This window comes from Pseudomonas sp. JV414, assembly GCF_032424305.1.
In the GTDB taxonomy this organism is placed as follows: Bacteria; Pseudomonadota; Gammaproteobacteria; order Pseudomonadales; family Pseudomonadaceae; genus Aquipseudomonas; species Aquipseudomonas lini.
The window spans coordinates 237,340-256,426 of the sequence record NZ_VYKC01000004.1; the positions used below are offsets into that span (position 1 = coordinate 237,340).

20 protein-coding genes and 1 pseudogene are annotated in these 19,087 nt (G+C 57.8%); 5 read left to right on the top strand and 16 right to left on the bottom strand.

Features of this window, described 5'->3' with window-relative positions:
- Nucleotides 1–39 precede the first annotated feature (39 nt).
- The 6 genes from F6R97_RS08230 to F6R97_RS08255 all read right to left on the bottom strand — a co-directional run bounded on the left by F6R97_RS08230 (nucleotide 40) and on the right by F6R97_RS08255 (nucleotide 4,033).
- Nucleotides 40–921 carry a hypothetical protein gene (locus F6R97_RS08230; protein WP_315866380.1) on the bottom strand — a complete coding sequence of 294 codons (882 nt, stop codon included), beginning with the start codon at nucleotides 919–921 and terminating at the stop codon, nucleotides 40–42.
- An 88-nt stretch (nucleotides 922–1,009) separates the two neighbouring features.
- Nucleotides 1,010–1,513: a hypothetical protein gene (locus tag F6R97_RS08235; protein ID WP_315866381.1), complete on the bottom strand. Its 504-nt coding sequence runs from the start codon at nucleotides 1,511–1,513 to the stop codon at nucleotides 1,010–1,012.
- 1 nt (nucleotide 1,514) lies between these two features.
- A complete protein-coding gene (locus F6R97_RS08240; RefSeq protein ID WP_315866382.1) occupies nucleotides 1,515–2,237 on the bottom strand; it encodes an alpha/beta hydrolase in 723 nt (240 codons plus the stop codon).
- A 5-nt stretch (nucleotides 2,238–2,242) separates the two neighbouring features.
- A complete protein-coding gene (locus F6R97_RS08245; protein WP_315866383.1) occupies nucleotides 2,243–2,737 on the bottom strand; it encodes a PAAR domain-containing protein in 495 nt (164 codons plus the stop codon).
- Nucleotides 2,734–3,396, bottom strand: a complete 663-nt coding sequence (locus F6R97_RS08250; protein ID WP_038982117.1) for a hypothetical protein — start codon at nucleotides 3,394–3,396, stop codon at nucleotides 2,734–2,736. The genes F6R97_RS08245 and F6R97_RS08250 overlap by 4 nt, the downstream gene beginning before the upstream one ends.
- Before the next feature lie 154 nt (nucleotides 3,397–3,550).
- Nucleotides 3,551–4,033 carry a GNAT family N-acetyltransferase gene (locus tag F6R97_RS08255; RefSeq protein WP_038982116.1) on the bottom strand — a complete coding sequence of 161 codons (483 nt, stop codon included), beginning with the start codon at nucleotides 4,031–4,033 and terminating at the stop codon, nucleotides 3,551–3,553.
- A gap of 220 nt (nucleotides 4,034–4,253) precedes the next feature.
- On the opposite strand from F6R97_RS08255, the pseudogene F6R97_RS08260 reads away from it, so the two are divergent.
- From F6R97_RS08260 to F6R97_RS08280, 5 genes and pseudogenes are all read left to right on the top strand, one after another.
- Nucleotides 4,254–4,909 (top strand): annotated as a pseudogene (locus tag F6R97_RS08260) (HD domain-containing protein).
- 112 nt (nucleotides 4,910–5,021) lie between these two features.
- Entirely contained in the window at nucleotides 5,022–6,227 is a 1,206-nt protein-coding gene (locus F6R97_RS08265) for an MFS transporter (protein ID WP_038982114.1), read from the top strand.
- Between the two features lie 350 nt (nucleotides 6,228–6,577).
- The gene (locus F6R97_RS08270) at nucleotides 6,578–6,886 is read left to right on the top strand and encodes a hypothetical protein (protein ID WP_315866384.1); all 309 of its coding nucleotides are present in this window, start codon (nucleotides 6,578–6,580) and stop codon (nucleotides 6,884–6,886) included.
- 55 nt (nucleotides 6,887–6,941) lie between these two features.
- On the top strand, nucleotides 6,942–7,196 hold the full coding sequence (locus tag F6R97_RS08275; RefSeq protein WP_038982112.1) for a hypothetical protein: 255 nt from the start codon (nucleotides 6,942–6,944) through the stop codon (nucleotides 7,194–7,196).
- A gap of 97 nt (nucleotides 7,197–7,293) precedes the next feature.
- Nucleotides 7,294–7,674, top strand: a complete 381-nt coding sequence (locus tag F6R97_RS08280; RefSeq protein ID WP_038982111.1) for a Rho termination factor N-terminal domain-containing protein — start codon at nucleotides 7,294–7,296, stop codon at nucleotides 7,672–7,674.
- A gap of 116 nt (nucleotides 7,675–7,790) precedes the next feature.
- On the opposite strand, the gene F6R97_RS08285 is transcribed toward F6R97_RS08280, so the two are convergent.
- The 10 genes from F6R97_RS08285 to F6R97_RS08330 form a co-directional block, all read right to left on the bottom strand.
- Entirely contained in the window at nucleotides 7,791–8,720 is a 930-nt protein-coding gene (locus tag F6R97_RS08285; protein ID WP_315866385.1) for a PfkB family carbohydrate kinase, read from the bottom strand.
- A complete protein-coding gene (locus tag F6R97_RS08290; RefSeq protein ID WP_038982109.1) occupies nucleotides 8,713–10,179 on the bottom strand; it encodes a purine-cytosine permease family protein in 1,467 nt (488 codons plus the stop codon). Before F6R97_RS08290 ends, F6R97_RS08285 begins: the two co-directional genes overlap by 8 nt.
- Before the next feature lie 220 nt (nucleotides 10,180–10,399).
- On the bottom strand, nucleotides 10,400–11,398 hold the full coding sequence (locus F6R97_RS08295) for an ADP-ribosylglycohydrolase family protein (RefSeq protein WP_038982108.1): 999 nt from the start codon (nucleotides 11,396–11,398) through the stop codon (nucleotides 10,400–10,402).
- The gene (locus F6R97_RS08300; RefSeq protein WP_038982107.1) at nucleotides 11,395–12,108 is read right to left on the bottom strand and encodes a GntR family transcriptional regulator; all 714 of its coding nucleotides are present in this window, start codon (nucleotides 12,106–12,108) and stop codon (nucleotides 11,395–11,397) included. Before F6R97_RS08300 ends, F6R97_RS08295 begins: the two co-directional genes overlap by 4 nt.
- Before the next feature lie 265 nt (nucleotides 12,109–12,373).
- A complete protein-coding gene (gene araH / locus F6R97_RS08305; protein WP_038982106.1) occupies nucleotides 12,374–13,342 on the bottom strand; it encodes an L-arabinose ABC transporter permease AraH in 969 nt (322 codons plus the stop codon).
- Nucleotides 13,343–13,351: 9 nt separating this feature from the next.
- Entirely contained in the window at nucleotides 13,352–14,896 is a 1,545-nt protein-coding gene (gene araG / locus F6R97_RS08310; protein WP_315866386.1) for an L-arabinose ABC transporter ATP-binding protein AraG, read from the bottom strand.
- Nucleotides 14,897–14,962: 66 nt separating this feature from the next.
- Entirely contained in the window at nucleotides 14,963–15,967 is a 1,005-nt protein-coding gene (locus tag F6R97_RS08315; protein WP_038982104.1) for a substrate-binding domain-containing protein, read from the bottom strand.
- A 130-nt stretch (nucleotides 15,968–16,097) separates the two neighbouring features.
- Nucleotides 16,098–16,916, bottom strand: coding sequence for an SDR family oxidoreductase (locus F6R97_RS08320; protein ID WP_315866387.1), 819 nt, complete (start codon nucleotides 16,914–16,916; stop codon nucleotides 16,098–16,100).
- 273 nt (nucleotides 16,917–17,189) lie between these two features.
- A complete protein-coding gene (locus F6R97_RS08325; protein WP_315866388.1) occupies nucleotides 17,190–18,065 on the bottom strand; it encodes an SMP-30/gluconolactonase/LRE family protein in 876 nt (291 codons plus the stop codon).
- Between the two features lie 222 nt (nucleotides 18,066–18,287).
- Nucleotides 18,288–19,004 carry a FadR/GntR family transcriptional regulator gene (locus F6R97_RS08330; RefSeq protein ID WP_038982101.1) on the bottom strand — a complete coding sequence of 239 codons (717 nt, stop codon included), beginning with the start codon at nucleotides 19,002–19,004 and terminating at the stop codon, nucleotides 18,288–18,290.
- Nucleotides 19,005–19,087 lie beyond the last annotated feature (83 nt).

The following is a 19,087-nucleotide window of genomic DNA, read 5'->3' on the forward strand; positions in this document are numbered from 1 at the left end:
ATGTAATTTAACATCCCATATTTTGGGATTTTAACGTTTTTATATCGGAATCCCTCCAACCCCCTCTTCAGACACGAAAAGCTTGAAGGTTTCATGATGGTCCGCACCGAACATGTGCGTTTCTCCCCGAGCATCACTTAAACCGCCTTCTTCGCGTCCATCGGCACGCCTGATGGTGTAACCGACGTTCGCTTTAGGCTGCATGGTTTTGATGTCCACAATGCGAAATTTACCTTTCAACGGCGCGAATGAACTCAACAGCCCACTGTAGGGTAAACCGCTGCACATTCCCCCATGAACGATGATCTCGCCCGCGTAGTAGCGCGTCTCATTGATGCAGATCTGTTCAAACTGCAACCATGACAGTTGTCTATCCTCTGGTGGCAAAATCACGTACGCAGGGGCCGTAATTTCTTTCTCGACTTCGGCAATAATCCGTGACGTTGGAATGTACATAATCTTGGAGTAATACGCATTGTAAAAAAACGCAGTAACTGTCGCCTTGCACGGAATATATTCTTGTTTTTCTAACAACGACAGTAACACTTCTTTCCGGATAGGCCGAGAACTACCCCCCTCATCTTCATCCTCTTCAAACATCAATCTGCTGTTGAATTCATAACGACGATCCCCTTCAACAATGTGCACTTCATCGACAATGGCACGTCCTGACAGTCGAATATGATGCAGGATAGAAAAATCAACGTCCCCATCCAGAGAGCAGCTTAGCCAAGTACCTACTTGCGCGTTTATGCCATGTGCCTCATACAAATTAACCAGATCTCTGTCGGATCTAAAGCGCAGCTTATAGAGACCTGAATCATACTCAATTGATGCAAACTCGATTCGTGGTGCCGGCACTTCCAAATGCATGCACGACGAACACATAAAAAACGCAAAAACCAACAGCAACTTTTTCATTTTTCGCCCAAAAAATAAAAAAAACGACAAAACAACACTAACCAATGGCAAATCCAACTACAAAACAATAAATGCTTTGACATCAAACTCATTTACCATCCAGGGCTTCTTTTATTCTTACAACCGGGACGTACATCACATTTGAAAAATAAGTATTCGTCATCGTTGCGCTAACCAGAAACCGACAAGCCACATATTCTTTATTCGACAGGAGACCTTTCAACTCCGACGTCCCCAAGGCCCTCTCGCTAGCACCAGCGAAAATAGACTCATTAAAGATAACCTGTGAAACAAACTTAAATCCAGGTTGAGTTTTATCCCGAGCAACAGCACCCTGAGCGAAATATTTCATCCGATGGTCCGGATTGAAATCGACATCATCTGCCAAGGCACACATCAACTTTTCACCAACACGTGACTTGTATGAACCGAGAATATCGGTATCTGCTGAAAAATATAGATTATATACAGGTGTATCGCGCACCCTTTCTATTCTTGAAAAATCAAGATTAGCAATGGCCTTATCTTGATTGAAGGAACACCCACCCAAAACAAAAACAGTGACAAGCAAAAAAAAATTCGGAATATTCACATCAACCTCTGAAATGTTTATTAATAGATTGAATCACGTACGCAAGAGCTGATTTTTCATCCGCCAAAACTGTCGTAAACATAATATCCGCCTCTTCATGATTCACATCCATTTTACTATTCACATTAGGCCCATCTTCCAACCTCCACTGTTCTCCCATGCCGGCAATAAAGTCAGAGAAATTTGTTTTGTCTGGAGCAGCAAGGACATTGATCCACAGCCCTGCTTTAGGCTTCGGTGTTTCTGGATAAATGTTTGAAATAGCTCCTACCATCGCCCCATTACCAACGGGGTCCAGTGTCACTAAAACCTTTACAGAGTAGCCCATATCAGCAAGTATGCTTGAGAGGTGCGCACCGTTCCAGCCACCCAAACTATGACCAACAATATAAACCGCATCAGACTTACACTTCAGATTGATAAGAACATTGGCTTTGATATTATCCTCACCTATCACTTGATTATATCCCAGATGAAATGATGTACAGCCCGCTGCATATTCAGCCAAATTAACAGACGTCGTGAAAGGGGTCCTGGCGTAGTCAACGTTATTTTTAGGGCCAAACCCGTAGTAGCTTTCTTTGTCCCCTGCTCCGCCTATAAAAAAGGCAACAATACGTCTTTGGAGCTTGAACTGTTTTAGCGTCTCATCCGAAGGACATGTCAGCTCCAGGCTTCCCACAGGTTTCTTCTCATCTTTAGATACTGCGTTTACTGCCCCCATTTCACTTACTCCGCAAACAGATGAATAGTTTCGGCCACATGGGAGCTGACTGCATGAGTGAAACCCGAAGCATCCGTCACACCATGTTCCTCGCGACCGTCCCCACGCTTGATCGTATAAGGATGATTAGCAACAGGTTGACCTGTGTATTCATCAACCAATTGCATCTTGTCCGTAAAATGCACCGGCATCGGCAACAACCCACTAAACGCCGCCCCTCCGCCACTCTGACCAATAATGATCGTTCCAGAACCGCCAACCACCACGTTGCCATGGCCGCCCGTACTATCGAGCGTTGCGGCGTTAAGGCCGTTAATGAATACCGTGCCAGACACGGCGCCGGTGATCGGGCTGCCGCAAGCAGATTTATCGGTCATGCGCGCAGCGCCGAGGCCGTCGAAGAACACGTCCGGGGAGCCGGACACGATCGGGTTGGTGCCATGGCCCGGCAATGGGCATGCCGTCGGGTCGGTGACGCGTGCAGCAGGTTTTCCACTCAAGTCAAAGCTCCTTGCTTCTGAGATTCAGGGTGAGGCTGATAGATATCGATGTCGGTTGCGGCGAAGTACCAGCGGTTATCGACCGGGTCGAACAGCGCGTGGCAATCGTCATGGCTGACGGGGGATGAAACGTTGTGAAGGGTTTGCCAGGCCTCGGCGACTTGCCATTTCAGATCTGCATCCGAAACGCTGTCGAGGTCGTTGAGCAAGGTGTTGTAGTCGCGCAGGCCGATCCGGTCATAGGACGTCTGCAGCAGGCTGGCCATCTGCGGGCCGAAATCGATGTAACGCTCTGCGGTCCATTGGCCGATGTCGGAATAAACATACCAGCCCATGGGCAGCAGCGTGCCGTCCTTCAACAACGATTGACCCGCCAAGGCAACGAAACCACAGCAGACGTGCAGCGTCAGCCAGCCTTGATGTTCCCGGATAAACGGATTCGGATCGAACGTGCGAAGCGGTATGACACGGTACTCCTCGAGACCGCGACTGCGCGTCATCAACTCGGCGTCCAGACGCGAAACAAACGCCCGGATCGCCTTGCCGCCCGCACGGTTGAGGGTGCAAAGGATGTCCACCGACTGGCGGTGGCGGTCGTCCGTGGAGCCGAGGTTTTTCACCAGGCCGTACAAACGCAGAGTCGCCCGAAGTCCGCTCATCGCCGGTCACTCATTGACGCGGCGAAGGCTCCACGGGCGTGGAGAAAGAGTGCCAAAAGCATTGCAGGTGTCGTCCGTGAGTGCGCAAAGGGCGCACAGAATGCCGGACTAGAGCGGTGCGAACAACTGATTCATGTCAGATAGCCACCATCGATCAACGTCCCTCGGCAAACTCGCGCAACACCGCTCCATCCATTCGATACCGCACCCACTCTTCCTGCGGTTGTGCGCCGAGGGATTTGTAGAATTCGATCGCCGGTTTGTTCCAGTCCAGCACGCTCCATTCGAAACGGCCGCAGTCATTGGCGCAGGCGATTTTCGCCAGGTGGCGCAGCAAGGTTTTACCGGCGCCGCCGCCCCGTTGTTCGGGAGTGATGTAGAGGTCTTCGAGGTACAGGCAGTTGCTGCCCAACCAAGTGGAATAGCTGAAAAAGAACACCGCGAAGCCGATCGGCAAACCGTCGCGCAGACAGACCAGGCCATGGGCGGTGGCGCCTTCGCTGAACAGGCTGCGCTCGATGTCGGCGACGCTGGCGATGACTTCGTGGCGGGCACGTTCGAAGTCGGCCAGTTCAGTGATGAACGCGAGGATTTGCGGAGCATCGCTGGGGGTTGCCGGGCGGATTTCGATCGTCATGAACGTGCCTTGTGAAAAGTTGAAAACGCCATACTAAGTCCGCGCGCGGCGCTCGTCACATTTGAAAGCAAAACGTCATGTAGCATTAATGTTTTGTGGCGTTTTGCATGAACGGGCCAGCCTGCGAAATCAGCGTAACTGTGCTGACGTCTTCGCGAGCAAGCCCGCTCCCACAGGGTGCTCATTGATCACAAAAACCGAGTCGAATCCAAGGAATTCCATGACCACCGCCACTTTCGCGCCGCTGCACAATCTGGCTTCTGAACTGCTGCCCCATGCGCTGGAACCAGGCGAGGACGGTGCTCATGATCTGTCGCATTTGCAGCGGGTGTGGCACAACGTGCGCACGCTTCATGCCGAAGAAGGCGGTGATCTTGAGGTGCGCTGCTGGCAGCCGTGCTGTTGCACGATTGCGTGGCGGTGGAGAAAAACTCGCCGCTGCGCTCACAGGCCTCACGGCTGGCGGCGCAGAAAGCTTCGACAGTACTGATAGCCTTGGATTGGCCTGGCGCAAAAATCACAGCGGTCGTCCACGCCATCGAAGCCCATAGCTTCAGCGCCAACATCACGCCCATCACCCTCGAAGCGAAAATCATCCAGGACGCCGACCGCCTCGACTCCCTTGGCATGCTCGGCGTGGCGCGTACCTTCCACATTGCCGGGCGCATGGGCAGTGCGCTGTACGACCCTTTGGACCCAGAGGCGAAAGAACGGGACTACGACGACAAGCGCTTTTGCCTCGATCATTTCCAGACCAAGCTGCTGCACCTGGCGGACGGTTTCCAAACGACCACCGGTCAACGTCTGGCACAGATTCGCCACGAACGCCTGAAGGGTTTCATGGAGCTGTTCAAGGAAGAAATCAGCATCTGCTGAAAGCATTACTCCGGCCTCCACTAACCCTGAAATCGGTAACCACAGACCTATCATCGGTACCTTGCGTGATAGATAGATGACATTCACTTCTATCGGGTCAAGGAACCGCCTCATGTCTGCCGCCGCCCCACCCGTCTCAAGCAGGTTGTTCAGCCTGTTCTGCCTCGCCAGCTATTTGTTGTCGTTGTCTTATGGCTCGACTTTTTTACTGTCGCTGCTGATCGGCTCTCGCGGCGGCAACGAACTCGATGCCGGCAGCGTGATTTCGGCGGCGATGCTCAGCACCTTCGCGGCAGTGATTGTCTCCGGTCACTTGTCTGACCTTCTCGGCGCGGCGCGCTCCATTGCACTGTTCAGCCTCTTGCTGGTGGTCGCCAGCCTGGGATTTGCCTTGACGCCTGGCTTTGGCAATTTGCTGCTGTTTTTTGGACTGATGCTAGGGTTGGGGTGGGGCGTTTTCTACACGCTCGGACCGATCATCGTTGCGAGCCTGGTGACGCCTGCGCAACGGGCTAAATACTTTGCGCTGCTGTCGGGCAGCATGATGACCGGGATCGGCAGCGGTCCATTGTTGGGCCGTGCTGCCAGTGCTCTCGGGTATCCGGTGACGGCAGCGTTTTACCTCGCGGCGCTGGCCAGCCTGATCGGTGCTTTGCTGTTCTGGCGGCTGGATGTCCAGCTCAAGAAAACGCCCTCGGCATCAGCGTCAGTCGCTCGAATATCCTGGCACGCAACGGCTCGGGTGTTGTCCTCCAGAGCCGTGTTCCCGATCATCATGGTCGGCCTCGGCGGCTGTGTCTTCGGTGGTCTGTCGAGTTTTCAAACCAGTTACGCAGCGTCCCGTTCACTTGATTATTCACTGTTCTTTTTCGGTTTCATGGGCGCGGCGATCAGCAGCCGAATGTTGATTGCCGGGTTCGTGGTCAAACGCGATCCATTGCGTGCCTCCTGCCTGTTGTCGGGCCTGATGATGGTTTCGATCCTGATGTTCGGTTTTGTGGTCGACGACGGGTTCAGCTACGTGCTGGCGGCGATGATGCTCGGGGTGGGTTATGGGCTGACGTATTCGGTGATCAATGGCCTGGCGGCTAATGAAGCGCCGTCCGGCACGACCTCGCAGTCCTTGCTGTTGTTCAGCCTGTCCTATTTCGTCGGCGTGTTCGGCTTTCCGTTGCTGGCCGGGAGAATCATCGTCGAACACGGGATGGTGACACTGTTGCTTACGGTACTGACGATCGCCCTGCTGAACTGGCTGATCACCGTAGGTCGGTTGATCTGGCGTCACGTCAGCAGGATCAAAACATTGCAGCAGGCCTAGGGGGCGTTCTCAATGAGTTTCCCCGCCGCGCCGGGTCTGCTGTTGTGCAGGGCAAGGCGCGAGAAGCGTGGTTTGGTCATTCCAAATAAGCTTCGAGCAACGCAGCCCTGCACAACAGCAGGCCCGGCCCTTCGGGTTGTGCCTTAAAGCGGGCCAGCCTGCGTTGCAGGCCTTGGAAAGGGAACAACCATTCCCAGCGGCCTGCGCCTTGCCTGGCCCGCTTTAAGGCGACAACGCGGCGGGGAAACTCATTGAGAACGCCCCCTGGACCACTCGTCGTTCATCAGGCACCAATCCAGGTCAGAAAGGACCAATATCGGGTAAGGACTTTAATCAACGGAGACGACACCATGATCACGTCCCGACTGACCGCCCTCGCCCTCACCACATTGCTCACCTCTGTCGCGTTCGCCGCGACCAGCTCTTCCGGGATCGACCCGACCGATCCAATTGATAGGCCCGAATCTGCGGCCACCCAAGGCATCGACAACGGCCGGTCGCCTTCCCCGACGGCCACAGACCCACGGATTTATCACGACGACGCGGGCCGTCAGGGCGGGATGAATACACCCGGCACTCCCGATAACGCCGGAACCGGCGTCAGCTCGAAAACCACCACCGGTGGCTCGGGCTCCGAAGGCCGTAGCGCCAATCAATAAGTTCGCCGGTGCGAGCGAACATGCAATACCTACCCATCCTGACGAAGAGGTAACCATGAACGTCGATAAAAACCTGGAAAAAGAAGTCCTGACCCGCCTGCTGCACGCCCACCCAAATGGCTTGGGCAAGGAGGTTCTGGACAATTACCGGGGGGAGAGAGTCGTGGCCAGCACCCTCGCAACTCTGCAGGAGCGCGGGCTGATCCAGCACGGTCATGTGACCTGCAACGAAGCCGGCGAGCACTCGTTAAACCTGCCAATCAAGCTCAGCGCCGCCGGGGTTGAGGCGGCGCGCAAGCTGGATGTCTAACCATGTAGGAGCTGGCGAAGCCTGCGATCTCTTGGCTTAAACATTCACAGGCAAAAGATCGCCGGCTTCGCCAGCGCCTACAACCAGGAGAAATCCCATGCCTCGTGGAAGCAAAGACAAATACACCGCCGAGCAAAAACGCAAGGCCGAACACATCGAAGAAAGCTACGAGCACAAAGGCGTGTCGAAAGATGAAGCCGAAGCTCGCGCCTGGGCCACGGTGAACAAGCAGTCGGGCGGAGGTGAACGCGCCGGCGGCTCTGGGCGCAAGAAGCCCGCCAGCGCCAAGTCTGCAGATCGCAAGGAATCATCCCGACGTGCAGTGGCCACTCGTGAAGGCAAGCCACGCAACAGCAAGGCTTCGCGCGATACGCAGACGGTGGACAGCCTGATGAAAGAAGCCCGGGCGAAGAAGATTCCAGGGCGCTCGAGCATGCGCAAGCAAGAGTTGATCGAGGCGTTGCGCAAGGCGGGTTGAAGATCTGAATTGATGGAGAGTTTGAGGGCCTCATCGCGGGCAAGCCCGCTCCCACAGGGGATTTGTTAACGACACAACCCCCCTGTGGGAGCGGGCTTGCCCGCGATAGCGGTGGATCAAGAGCCGAAAGTCTCCCGGATCAACGCATCCACCTCAGCCGCCCCCGGCGAAGTCGCCGGCCCCCAGCGAGTGACCGCCAACGCCGCAGCCGCATTCGCCCGTCGTGCCGCTTCGACTGCCGATAATCCGTGCGCCAACCCGGTAACAAAAACGCCCGCGTGAGCATCCCCCGCGCCGTTGCTGTCCACCGCCTCGACCTTGAATCCCGGCACATGCTGGTGATCGCCGTGCTGGCTGATCCAGCACCCTTGCGGCCCATCGCGTACCACCATCAGTACCTCGGTCGGCAGATGATCAGCCAACCGATTCAATGCCTCGCCGATGTCTGTCGCCCCGGTAAACCGCAGCGCCTCGACACGGTTGCTGGTCCACAGATCGATGCGCGACAGCAAGGCCTTCATCAGCGATGCGTCTGGCGAATCCACCAACGGCCCCGGATCGAACACCACCTTGATCCCGTCCGGCAAATCCAGCACCCAATCCACCAGCGCCTGAGCCTTGCCGCCATGCAGCAGGCTATAGCCGCTGACATAGACAAAATCGCCCGCCTCGGCTGGCACACTCGCCAGGTCTTCGGCGGCCAATTCGCCTTCGGCACCGATCCAGGAAATGAACGTGCGCTCGGCCGAGGCTTCGGTCAGCGCGACGCACAGCCCGGTGTCGCGCTCGGTGCTCTGATCGATGCCGATCCGAATGCCTTCAGCCGTCATCGCCTCTCGGGCCAGGTCGCCGAAACGGCCCTTGCCATGGCCACCGAGGTAAACCACCGGCAAGCCGTTTCGCCGGGCCGCAGCCATCACATTGAAGCCACCGCCAGCCTCGAAACGGGCGGATTGCGCCAGCACGTCACCGCCTGATTGAGGCAATTTATCCACGGCCATGACCAGGTCGATCATGACCTGGCCGGTGTGCAACAACTTAGGCATGAGCACTCTCGAACAACGCAGCGCGGCGATCCTTGGCACCGCCGAGCACCCAGTAAATCCCACCGGCCACCAGGAACGTCACGATCCAGCCCAGGCCGTTGTGGCCCAGCCAGGAGTCGGACAAAAAGCCGCGGAACCAGATATCTTGTTCAGTGGTGCCAATGGTGGTGAAACTGAAACCCAGCACAATCGCCAGCGCCCACGCACCAAAGGCGCGCCACTCGACGCCGCCGCGATACCAGTAGGCGCTGCTCGGGCTGACGTCCAGCAGGTCTTTGGGGCTGTAGTAATGCCGGTGAATCAGGTCGACCACGAAGATCCCGACCCACGCCGTGATCGGTACGGCCAGCAAGGAAATGAAGGTGATGAACGGGCCGTAGAAGCTCTCGGCAATCAACATGAAGTAGATCGAACCGGCGAAGATCGCAATGATATCGAGCACCACCGCATACACGCGCTTGACCTTCAGGCCGAGGGTCAGCGTGGTCAAACCGGCGGAGTACACCGACAGGTTGTTCGACAGCAGCAGCCCGCCGAACGCGGTGATCAGGTACGGCACGGCCATCCAGGTCGGCAGCATGTCGCGGATCGCGACAATCGGGTCAGTGGCCGAGGCCAGATCATTGTTGCCCACCGACAGCAAACCACCGAGGGTGATCAGCAGCACCAGCGGAATCCCCGCACCGAATGCCGCCGACGCCACCAGACGCACGGCTTTGACACTGCGGTGCTGGTAGCGCGACATGTCGGCACCGGCGTTGGCCCAACCGATCCCGGTGCCAGCAGCCATGGTGCCGATGCCGATAATCATCGCGCTCAGGGGCGCTGGCGTGGCGTTGAATACGGCGCTCCAGTCGATGGTCGCGCAGAGGAAACCGCCTACAAGGATGTTCAACGCACCGAACACGTAGGTCGCCCATCTCTGAATCACCAGCAACGTGGCGTGACCGAGGCCGGACACCGACAACGTCAGCAGCACAAAAATCGCGATGAACACCAGGGTCAGCAGCGGCGCGCTTTTGGCTTCCACCGGTGAGCCGAACAGAATCGAGCACAATGACAGCAAGACGAATGTGGCGGTGGTGGTGTTGACGGTTTCCCAACCCAGTCGCGACATCAGCGAGACCAGCGTCGGGCCGATATTGCCGCGTACGCCGAAGATTGCCCGCGACAACGTCAGGCTCGGTGCGCGACCACGACGACCGGCAATGGAGATGATCCCGACCACCGCGAACGAACCGGCGGCACCGAGGATGGCGACGATGATTGCCTGCCAGATTGCCAGGCCGCGAAAGGCCACCAGCGTGGCGCCCAACGGCAAGCCGAGGATGGAAATGTTCGCCGCGAACCAGACCCAGAACAGTTGCAGTGGGTGACCGTTGCACTCCCCTTCCGGCACCGGTTCGATACCACGGGTTTCCAATTGCCCGGCACTTTGCCCGATGTTCGATGAACTCATAAAAAAACTCCTGTTGCCATTGTTGTGGTTATGGGCAATTTCGGAAGTCGACATAACGTTCCGGCGATCCTGGCCATATCATTGCGCTCCATTGCGGGTGAAAAATTCTAGTATGCGGCGCGCCTATCGCGAGCAGGCTCGCTCCCACAGGTACGGCGTGTATCTCAAGGTTTGTACTATCCCTGTGGGAGCGGGCTTGCTCGCGAAGACGTCAGTACAGTCAACGCAGAGCCAACAGCCCCTGCACCAACGCTTCCAGCTGCAAATCATTTACCGCTTTAACCTGTTCGATCATCGCCACCGGCCAACTTTCAAGCCCCAGAGAAGCCCCAAGCATGGCGCCGAGAATCGCCGCGATGGTGTCGGTATCACCGCCCAGACTGGCAGCCATGCACAGCGCTTCGAAGGCACTCATCTCATCAATGGCTACTTGCTGAGCCAGCGCAAACGACACCACCACCGATTCCTGCGAGGCCACCGACGTGCCGATCACGTCGTACAGCAAGTCCGCCAGCAACGCTTTGTCGCTGTCGACGCTGATGCTCCGCGCCCAACTGATCCGCGAAGCGATACGTCCGCCAGCGACCCAGTGGCCATGGCTTTCGGCTTGCTGAGCGATCTGCTGGCCGAGGTTCAATGCCTCGCCCAGGTCCTTGCCGTTGATCCCGGCAGAAACCACCGCCGCCACCGCCGCCGCACTGGCAATTCCCAGTGTGGTGTTGTGGGTCACCTGACAGGCTTGCACCACGGCGCGGATGAAACGCTCAGGATCGGCAACATCGGCCGCAATCCCCACCGGCGTGATGCGCATCGCCGCGCCATTGGTGGTGCCGTGGCGACCCGCCTCTTCCAGCGAGTGGCCGGCGAGGATCATCTCGATCGCGCGTTTGGTCGAGGGGCCGAGCAAATCCTGCGAGCCCTTGGCTTGCATCCCGGCTTCCCATTCGATCAAGCGCTGGGCCAGCACCGCCGGTTCGATCCAGCCCTCGCCTTCAATCAACAACTGACCGACCAGGATCGCCTGTTCGGTATCGTCAGTGATCGAGCCTTTGGGCATGTTCGCGGCGATCGGTTGATCCGGGCCAGCGTCTTGCAGATCGGTGATCTCGCCAAAGCGCGCCTTGATCTCGGCGCGGCTCAGGGATTGTGTCGGCATGCCCAACGCATCGCCCAGGGCCAACCCATAGAAGGCGCCCAGTGCACGGTCGAGCGCGGTCATTTTGAAGTTCCAATTTGCAGGTGCAGACGAAAATGCACCGGGTCGAGCAGGCTTTCGACCTGTTCCATGAAGCGGTTCTGACGGTCGTAAGTGGTGCGCAGGGCCTTGAGGAACACCGTACCCTCCGGGCGCCCGAGCAATACGGCGTCTTCGGCATTCAAGGGTTCGGCACCGATCCACTGATCGCCGTGATCGCCGATGTAGCCGTAGGCGGCCAACGTGATGGTCAGGGAGTCATCGATCAAACCGACTCGCGGCAGGCCTTCCAGACCTCCGGTGGCGGGCATCAATGAGCGTTCAAGGGACACCAGCGTGCCATCGGTGCCGCGGCGGCGACGGTCGAGGGTGATGAACTGATCAGTGCCGAAACGTGGTAGCAGGTCAGGACGGGTGACCGCCTCCAGCCGCAGCACTTCGGTATTGATCAGCGCCCCATTGTCGGCCAGCGCCTGGGCCCAGCCGCTGCGCTGATCGAGCACCACACCGTCGAACGTGACGATGGACCCCACACCGCTTTGCGTAGCGATGTAGTGGCGCCGTTTCAGTTCGGCCAGGGCTTCACGCAGCGTGCCTCGGCTGACCTTGAATTCTTGAGCCAACTGATGTTCGCCCGGCAATAAAACGCCATCCTCCATGAGGCCGTTTTCGATGCGTCGGACGAGCTCGTCGACTACCTGTTGTTTCTTGTCAATTCGTAGCGGTCTAATCATGTACACCTCGGGTGTACCGTCATAGCTGAAACGGGTTGGGGCGAGCAAGGAATATTTTGTGAAAGTGGGTGAAGGATCCAGGTTCAAATCGATCGCTACGCGGTCAATCGTCGGCTCGCCACATCGTATTTGCTGCGTAAACACAACTTGAGGACGACAGAGATCAACTGTGGGAGCGGGCTTGCTCGCGAAGGCGTCGGCACATCCAGCATCAATGTGACAGATAGACCGTCTTCGCGAGCAAGCCCGCTCCCACAAAGGGAAATCAGCGTTGTTTCAGTCGGTCGATTACGACGGCCAGCAACAAGATCGAGCCACGAATCACATACTGATAAAACGTATCGATATTCTTCAGGTTCATCGCATTCTCGATGATCGCAAGAATCAGCACCCCGGCAATTACATGCCGAATCATCCCGATCCCACCGCTCAGCGACACCCCGCCGAGCACGCAAGCCGAAATCACCGTCAGCTCGAAACCCTGGCCAATCATCGGCTGACCGGACGTCATGCGCGACGCCAGGATTACCCCGGCCAACGCGCCGATCACACCGTGCACGGCGAATATGATGATCTTGGTTCGGTCGACATTCACCCCAGCCAACAACGCCGCTTCCTGGTTGCCGCCGATGGCCATGGTGTTGCGCCCGTAGGTGGTGTAATTCAGCAACCAACCGAAAAACAGGAAGCAGACGATGGTGATCAAAATCGGCACCGGCACACCGAACAACTGACCGTTACCGAAGACGAAGAACTGTTCCTGTGAAACGCCCACCGCTTTGCCATTGGCAAAAATGTAAGCCAGGCCACGCACGATCTGCATCGTCGCCAGCGTAGTGATCAACGCATTGACCCGCAGCTTGGCGATCACGATCCCATTGATCAGCCCGACCATCAGCCCCATCACCAGCGCTGCACTCACGCCGAGGAACACGCTGTCGGTGTCGCGCATCACCACCGCCGCGACTACGCCGGCACAGGCAATCACCGAGCCCACCGACAAGTCGAAATGCCCGGACGCCAGGCAATACAACATGGTGCACGCGGCAATCCCGGTAGTGGAAATCGCCAGGCCCAGACCGCGCATGTTCAGCGGCGACAGGAAGTTATCGATCAGCAAGGTGCAAAGCACAAAGATCCCGACGGCCGCCAGCAGCATCACCCAGTCATCGAGAAAGCGCCGCAGGTCCAGAGGTTTTCGCGGGGTTGGCAGAGCGTTATTTTGGACGGTCATAGTCACCTCTCAGTTCGCCACGTCGGCAGCGCGTTGGCGTGGCAACGCCAGTTGCAGCAAGTTGGATTCATTGGCTTGTTCGCGGGTCAGTTCGCCGCGCATCGCGCCTTCGCAGAGCACCAGGATGCGGTCGGAAATGCCCATGACTTCCATCAGGTCGCTGGACACCACAATCACCGCGATGCCGCTGGCCGCCAGGTTATGGATGATCTGGTAGATCTCGGCTTTTGCCCCGATATCGATGCCGCGAGTGGGCTCGTCGAGCAGCAGGACTTTCATTGGCATCGACAGCCAGCGACCGAGAATCGCCTTCTGCTGATTGCCGCCAGACAGGTACATGATTTTCTGCGCTGCGTTGGGCGTCTTCACCTTCAGCGCCTTGATCTGCTTGTCGGCGTTGTCCTTTTCCCACAGGCCGCGCAACAGGCAGCCGAAGGTGGAATGGGCGCCGCGAGCGCTGATGTTAATGTTCTCGGCAACACTTGCGAGCGGCAGGATGCCCTCCTTCTTGCGGTCCTCGGGACACAACAGAATCCCCGCTGCGATAGCATCGCGCGGCGAACGCAGTTTCAGTTCACGACCGCGCAATTCCAGGCGCCCGGCGGTGTTGCGCGTGAGCCCGCTGAGCATCCGGAACAGCTCGGTGCGCCCGGCGCCGACCAGGCCGAACAGCCCGAGGATTTCACCCTTGTGCGCCTCGAAACTCACCGGCTCACGCAAGCCCGGCCCCAGTAACCCGTCGACCTTGAGCGCCACTGCGCCGCGCGGACGGCTGCGGTAATCGTAGATGTCCTGAATGTCGCGACCGACCATACACGTCACTAACTGATCATGGGTCAGCGCGCTCATGTCCTCGAAGGTGCGCACGAAGCGACCGTCCTTGAACACCGTCACCGCGTTGCAGATACGGAACACTTCTTCCATGCGATGGGAGACATAAAGCACCACTTTGCCTTCGTCGCGCAGGCGCCCGATGATCGCCATCAAGCGATCGATTTCCCGTGCCGACAGGCTGCTGGTGGGTTCGTCGAACGCAATCACATGCGCGCCACGGGACAACGCCTTGGCGATTTCCACCAGTTGTCGCTGGCCGAGGGATAGGCGCCCGACTTTCTCTTGCGGGTCGATTTCATCGGCCAGGCCTTTAAGGCAGGCCAATGCCTGTTGCCGCAAAACGCCGCGATTGATCAGGCCGAAACTCGCCGGCAGATGCCCGAGAAACAGGTTCTCGGCGACGGTCATTTCCGGCACCAGGTGCAACTCCTGATGGATCACCGCGACCCCGCTGCCAATGCTGTCGGCGGTGGATTTGAAGATCCTCTTCTGCTCGCCGATCTGCAGATCGCCGCTGCTCGGCGTGTAAGCACCACCAAGGATTTTCAGCAGCGTGGATTTACCGGCGCCGTTCTCGCCCATCAAGGCGTGAACCTGCCCGGGATGGGCGACGAAGCTGATGCCGTCCAGCGCCTTCACCCCGGGAAAGGTCTTGCCGATCCCGTTGAAGCGCAGGCTGCCGCCAATGCTCTGTTGATCTGTCTGTACTTGTGCGTGCATAAACCCACCTCATCACACCGGTCAGGCAGCCCCGTCGCCAGGGCTGCCGATGAAATCAACCGCGCCTCAGTTCCACAGGCCGATCTTTTCCAGCTCCTGCTTGAAGTTGTCGCGCGTGATCAGCGTAACGTCGTCCATCGCGGTGTATTTCGGCGGTTCTTTGCCGGTGGTGACCCACTCGTACATCATGCTCGCGGTGTTGTAGCCCTCGATGTGCGGGCTCGGCAGCATCGAGCCGAAGAAGCCGCTGTTGGGCTTCTTCAGTTCGCCAATGGCATCGGTGCCGTTGATGCCGATGCCGATCACGTTGGCCGCGGCAAAACCGGCGCTTTCGGTGGCGCGCACGCCGCCCAGCACGGTGTTGTCGTTCATGCCGCCGATGATCAGGTTCTTCGCCGCGCCCGGAAGCTTCACCAAGGCCGAGTTGGTGGCGTCCATGCTGCCCGGTACGTCGAGGGTTTTCAGCGCCGAGAAGAGGATGTGGTCTTTCGGCATACCGGCGTCTTCCAGCGCTTTGACGGAACCGTCAGTACGTTTCTTGCCGGTGTCGAGTTCGTTGTAGGTGTTGATCACCGCGTAGGTGTCTTTCCATTCCCAACCGCGTTTTTTCGCTTCGGCGGCCATGGCGGCGCCCTGCTTCTGGCCCACTTCGAAAGCGGCCATGCCGAGGTACGGCACGTCCTCCATGAACTTGCCGCCGGCATCGACGAAACGGTCATCGACGGCGATCACTTTCAAACCGTTGAGCTTGGCCTTGGCCATGATTGCAGGGCCGAGGGATACGTCCGGCGGGCAGATCACGAAGCCCTTGGCGCCGTTGGCCGCCAGGCTGTCGATGGCCGAGAGGGTTTTCTCGCCATCAGGCACGGCGATCTTGATGACGGTGAAGCCTTTGTCCTTGCCGGCCTTTTCGGCGAAGGCCCATTCGGTCTGGAACCAGGGCTCTTCCGCTTGCTTGACCAGAAAACCGATCTTCACTTCCTCGGCCGCCAGCAACGTACTGCTCAGGCTGACCGCGGTAACCGCCAAAGCGGCACAGCACAGGGAACGGATCCCACGACGACGTTTCATAAGCTGACTCCTTGTTATTTTTTTTGAGCGTTATTTGAAAGCCAATACAGCGGTCGAAGCATGCAGCCAATAGTCATATCGTATGATGATTGGATTTCAGACGTAGTTTCGCGCTTGAAACCCGGGTTATTCAGTCGTGATACATGACCGAACGCCCACCATCGATGGTGATGCATGAAGCGTTAATGAACGGCGCTTCATCGCTGGCCAGGAACACAGCGGTCATCGCCACTTCAATCGGCTGGCCGATACGCCGCGGTGGATGCAGGTCGAAGGCCCGCTGACGTTCGGCATGGGGGTCGGCAAAACCGTTCCAGTAATCGACGTTCAGTTGGGTTTCGATGTATCCCGGTGCGATGGCGTTGACGCGAATGCCTTTGGGTGCGTATTCGATGCCCAAGGCGCGGGTCAGTCCGAGCAAACCATGCTTGGCCACCGGGTACGGGAAGCAGCCAGGAATGATGTGAGTGGAATGGGTCGAGGCGATGTTGATGATGCTGCCGATGCCCTGCTCGATCATTTGCGGCAACACGGCTTTGCAGCCATACCAGGCGCCGTCCAGGTCAATGGCGAAGCAACGACGCCAGTCTTCTTCGCTCATTTCCAGCGGATCGCGGAACACGTTGACCCCGGCGCAATTGACCAGCACATCGATTCGACCGTGAAGTTCGATGGCCAATCCGGCCATGGCATGCAGGTCTTGCTGGCGCGACACGTCGGCCTTGATCGCTACGACATCCGCGCCTTGTTCACGCCAGTGCGCCGCGACTTTTTCGACTTTCTCGGCCTGGATATCACTGATGATGAGCTTGGCCTGCTGGGAGGCGAAGGTGGCAACAATCGCTTCGCCGATCCCCTGAGCAGCACCGGTCAGCAGCACGACCTTGTTTTTCAGGCGCTCACCCTTGGGCGGTTCGGGCACCGGTGGCAAGGAAAGAGGTTCAGCCATGGATCAACACTCCTGTTCGAAGGCACGACGAAAACCGGACATCTGTCGATGTCCGGTCAAAAAGCTGTTGGGAATAGGCAGGCAGGCGCGAAAACGCCCGGGCGCCGAGGCGGCCTGAAGCACTGACTCCGTCAGGGAGTGCGGTGGAATATCGCTGCATCACTTCACCTGTTTTGTTTTTTTAAGTGTGAGTGCGTGTAACTGATGGGGCCGACTATAAACCCGACCACCAAATAATCTCAATATATAATTTTACATCCCATATTTAGGGATTTATCCAGCAAACCGCTGACAAGCTTTTCCGGGCACATCCACTCGAATCGATAACAGCGCGCCGTCCAGCGGGTGATTGAGCGGGCTTGCGGCGCTGGTGATGTACAGGGTTTTGAAGTCTTCGCCACCGAATACACAACTGGTGGGACGGCTGACCGGCAGCTCGATCACCCGATCCACATGACCTTCGGGGTTCAATCCGAGCAGACAACTGCCGTCCCAACGGGCATTCCATACATAGCCCTCGGCATCCATCGCCGAGCCATCGGGGCCGCCGCGTTCGTGGGGGCCAAGCCAGACATAGGCGGTGTCCAGGTTGCCGTCGGTATGGATGAAATGCCGATAAAGCGTTTTGTCGAGGCTGTCGGCGAAATACAGAGTTGTGCCGTCGTCGCTCCACAGCAACGTGTTGGGAATGCCTAATCCCCGAAGCAGCGGCGTGACCCGAGCATCGCCGTCGATGCGAAACAGACCACCGGAGCGACGCACGACGGGCAAATCTTCGCCCTGCTCACCGATGTTGTTTTGCATGGTGCCCAGCCAGAGCCGGCCCTGGGCATCGCAGCGGGCTTCATTGGGGCGATTGCCGGGTTGCGGATCGGCGACGCAAAACAAGGTCAGCCTAGGTTCCAGGCCTGGAGAATCCAGATCCAGCCGATAAATCCCACTGCTCAATGTCACCAGGGCATCGCCGCTCTCGCAGGGGATGAATGCGGACACGTGCTCCGGCATCTGCCAGATTTGCACATTGGCGCCGATCAGCCTGAGCGCTTGTTTGCCGGCGATATCTACCCAATACAGCGCCTGGGTCGGAGCATCCCAAAACGGGCCTTCGCCGAGTTGCGCACGGTGTCCGGTAACCGCAGTCCACGTCATGAAACCTCCTGTCTTTTTGCTTTTATGTGGGAGCGAGCCTGTATAAGTTAAAACGCAGAACCCTGTGGGAGCGTGGCTTGCCCGCGAAAAATGCACCGCGGTTTTTCAGGTATTACGCGTTATCGTTCTTCGCGGGCAAGCCACGCTCCCACAGGATTTTCGTCGCTCAAATTTCTTACTTACCGACGCCACACAGCCCGCTGCACCAAGGGTTCTTTATTGTCAGCTAGCCTTCTTGTCGGCCATGACTTGGGGGTAGAAGCGTTTGATCGCCAGGTCCGCGTTATCGATCAGGGTCATGCAAGCCCATACCCCCCGCGCGGAATCCCGGGCCGCGATGGCATCGGCCATGTCTTTATGGATCGGCAAGGTTCGGCGCAGTTCGTCCGGGTCGGCGGCAGACACTTCAAAAGACACTGCCAGCAACGCGCCGAGGGCCGGGACCATTTGTTCGATGAATTGATTGTGGCTGGCGGCGAGAATGCACTCGTGGAAGAACTGGTCGGCACGGTTGTAATCGATGCCGCTGTCCACCGCCCGCTCCAGCGCGTTGTAGGCCTGGAGCACGGCTTGCACTTGTTCCACCGTCGCCCGCTCGCAAGCCCAGCGCACCGCCATGGGTTCGATGGTGCGACGCAGATCGAGCAAGTCGTCGACGAAGTTTTCCGGCAAGCCGCTGCGCGACAGCCAGCCAACGACTTGCGGATCGAAGAGATTCCAGCGCCGCACCGGCAATACGCGTGTGCCGACCTTCGGCCCGACTTCGAGCATGCCTTTGGCCACCAGGGTTTTGATGGCTTCACGGATGACCGTACGGCTGACACCGAGCTGCTCGCCCAGATCGGCTTCGACCTTGATGGTTTCGCCCGGTTTGACCTGGCCGGCAGCAATCCAGCACCCCAGCCAGTCGACCGTCGACGCATGAAAACTGCTGGACATGGGCACCTCGTCGACCGGTGATAAAAAAACAAACGACACAAAGCCGTTCGCGATGGGTGTCCACGCTAATCATCATATGATTG

What these genes read in the sequence shown, in the direction of transcription:
- F6R97_RS08255 (WP_038982116.1), bottom strand. Translation starts at nt 4,033, where the DNA reads ATGACGATCGAAATCCGCCCGGCAACCCCCAGCGATGCTCCGCAAATC.
- F6R97_RS08280 (WP_038982111.1), top strand. Translation starts at nt 7,294, where the DNA reads ATGCCTCGTGGAAGCAAAGACAAATACACCGCCGAGCAAAAACGCAAG.
- araG (WP_315866386.1), bottom strand. Translation starts at nt 14,896, where the DNA reads ATGCACGCACAAGTACAGACAGATCAACAGAGCATTGGCGGCAGCCTG.
- F6R97_RS08330 (WP_038982101.1), bottom strand. Translation starts at nt 19,004, where the DNA reads ATGTCCAGCAGTTTTCATGCGTCGACGGTCGACTGGCTGGGGTGCTGG.
- F6R97_RS08230 (WP_315866380.1), bottom strand. Translation starts at nt 921, where the DNA reads ATGAAAAAGTTGCTGTTGGTTTTTGCGTTTTTTATGTGTTCGTCGTGC.
- F6R97_RS08295 (WP_038982108.1), bottom strand. Translation starts at nt 11,398, where the DNA reads ATGACCGCGCTCGACCGTGCACTGGGCGCCTTCTATGGGTTGGCCCTG.
- F6R97_RS08240 (WP_315866382.1), bottom strand. Translation starts at nt 2,237, where the DNA reads ATGGGGGCAGTAAACGCAGTATCTAAAGATGAGAAGAAACCTGTGGGA.
- F6R97_RS08300 (WP_038982107.1), bottom strand. Translation starts at nt 12,108, where the DNA reads ATGATTAGACCGCTACGAATTGACAAGAAACAACAGGTAGTCGACGAG.
- F6R97_RS08250 (WP_038982117.1), bottom strand. Translation starts at nt 3,396, where the DNA reads ATGAGCGGACTTCGGGCGACTCTGCGTTTGTACGGCCTGGTGAAAAAC.
- F6R97_RS08320 (WP_315866387.1), bottom strand. Translation starts at nt 16,916, where the DNA reads ATGGCTGAACCTCTTTCCTTGCCACCGGTGCCCGAACCGCCCAAGGGT.
- F6R97_RS08265 (WP_038982114.1), top strand. Translation starts at nt 5,022, where the DNA reads ATGTCTGCCGCCGCCCCACCCGTCTCAAGCAGGTTGTTCAGCCTGTTC.
- F6R97_RS08290 (WP_038982109.1), bottom strand. Translation starts at nt 10,179, where the DNA reads ATGAGTTCATCGAACATCGGGCAAAGTGCCGGGCAATTGGAAACCCGT.
- F6R97_RS08270 (WP_315866384.1), top strand. Translation starts at nt 6,578, where the DNA reads ATGATCACGTCCCGACTGACCGCCCTCGCCCTCACCACATTGCTCACC.
- araH (WP_038982106.1), bottom strand. Translation starts at nt 13,342, where the DNA reads ATGACCGTCCAAAATAACGCTCTGCCAACCCCGCGAAAACCTCTGGAC.
- F6R97_RS08325 (WP_315866388.1), bottom strand. Translation starts at nt 18,065, where the DNA reads ATGACGTGGACTGCGGTTACCGGACACCGTGCGCAACTCGGCGAAGGC.
- F6R97_RS08285 (WP_315866385.1), bottom strand. Translation starts at nt 8,720, where the DNA reads ATGCCTAAGTTGTTGCACACCGGCCAGGTCATGATCGACCTGGTCATG.
- F6R97_RS08315 (WP_038982104.1), bottom strand. Translation starts at nt 15,967, where the DNA reads ATGAAACGTCGTCGTGGGATCCGTTCCCTGTGCTGTGCCGCTTTGGCG.
- F6R97_RS08275 (WP_038982112.1), top strand. Translation starts at nt 6,942, where the DNA reads ATGAACGTCGATAAAAACCTGGAAAAAGAAGTCCTGACCCGCCTGCTG.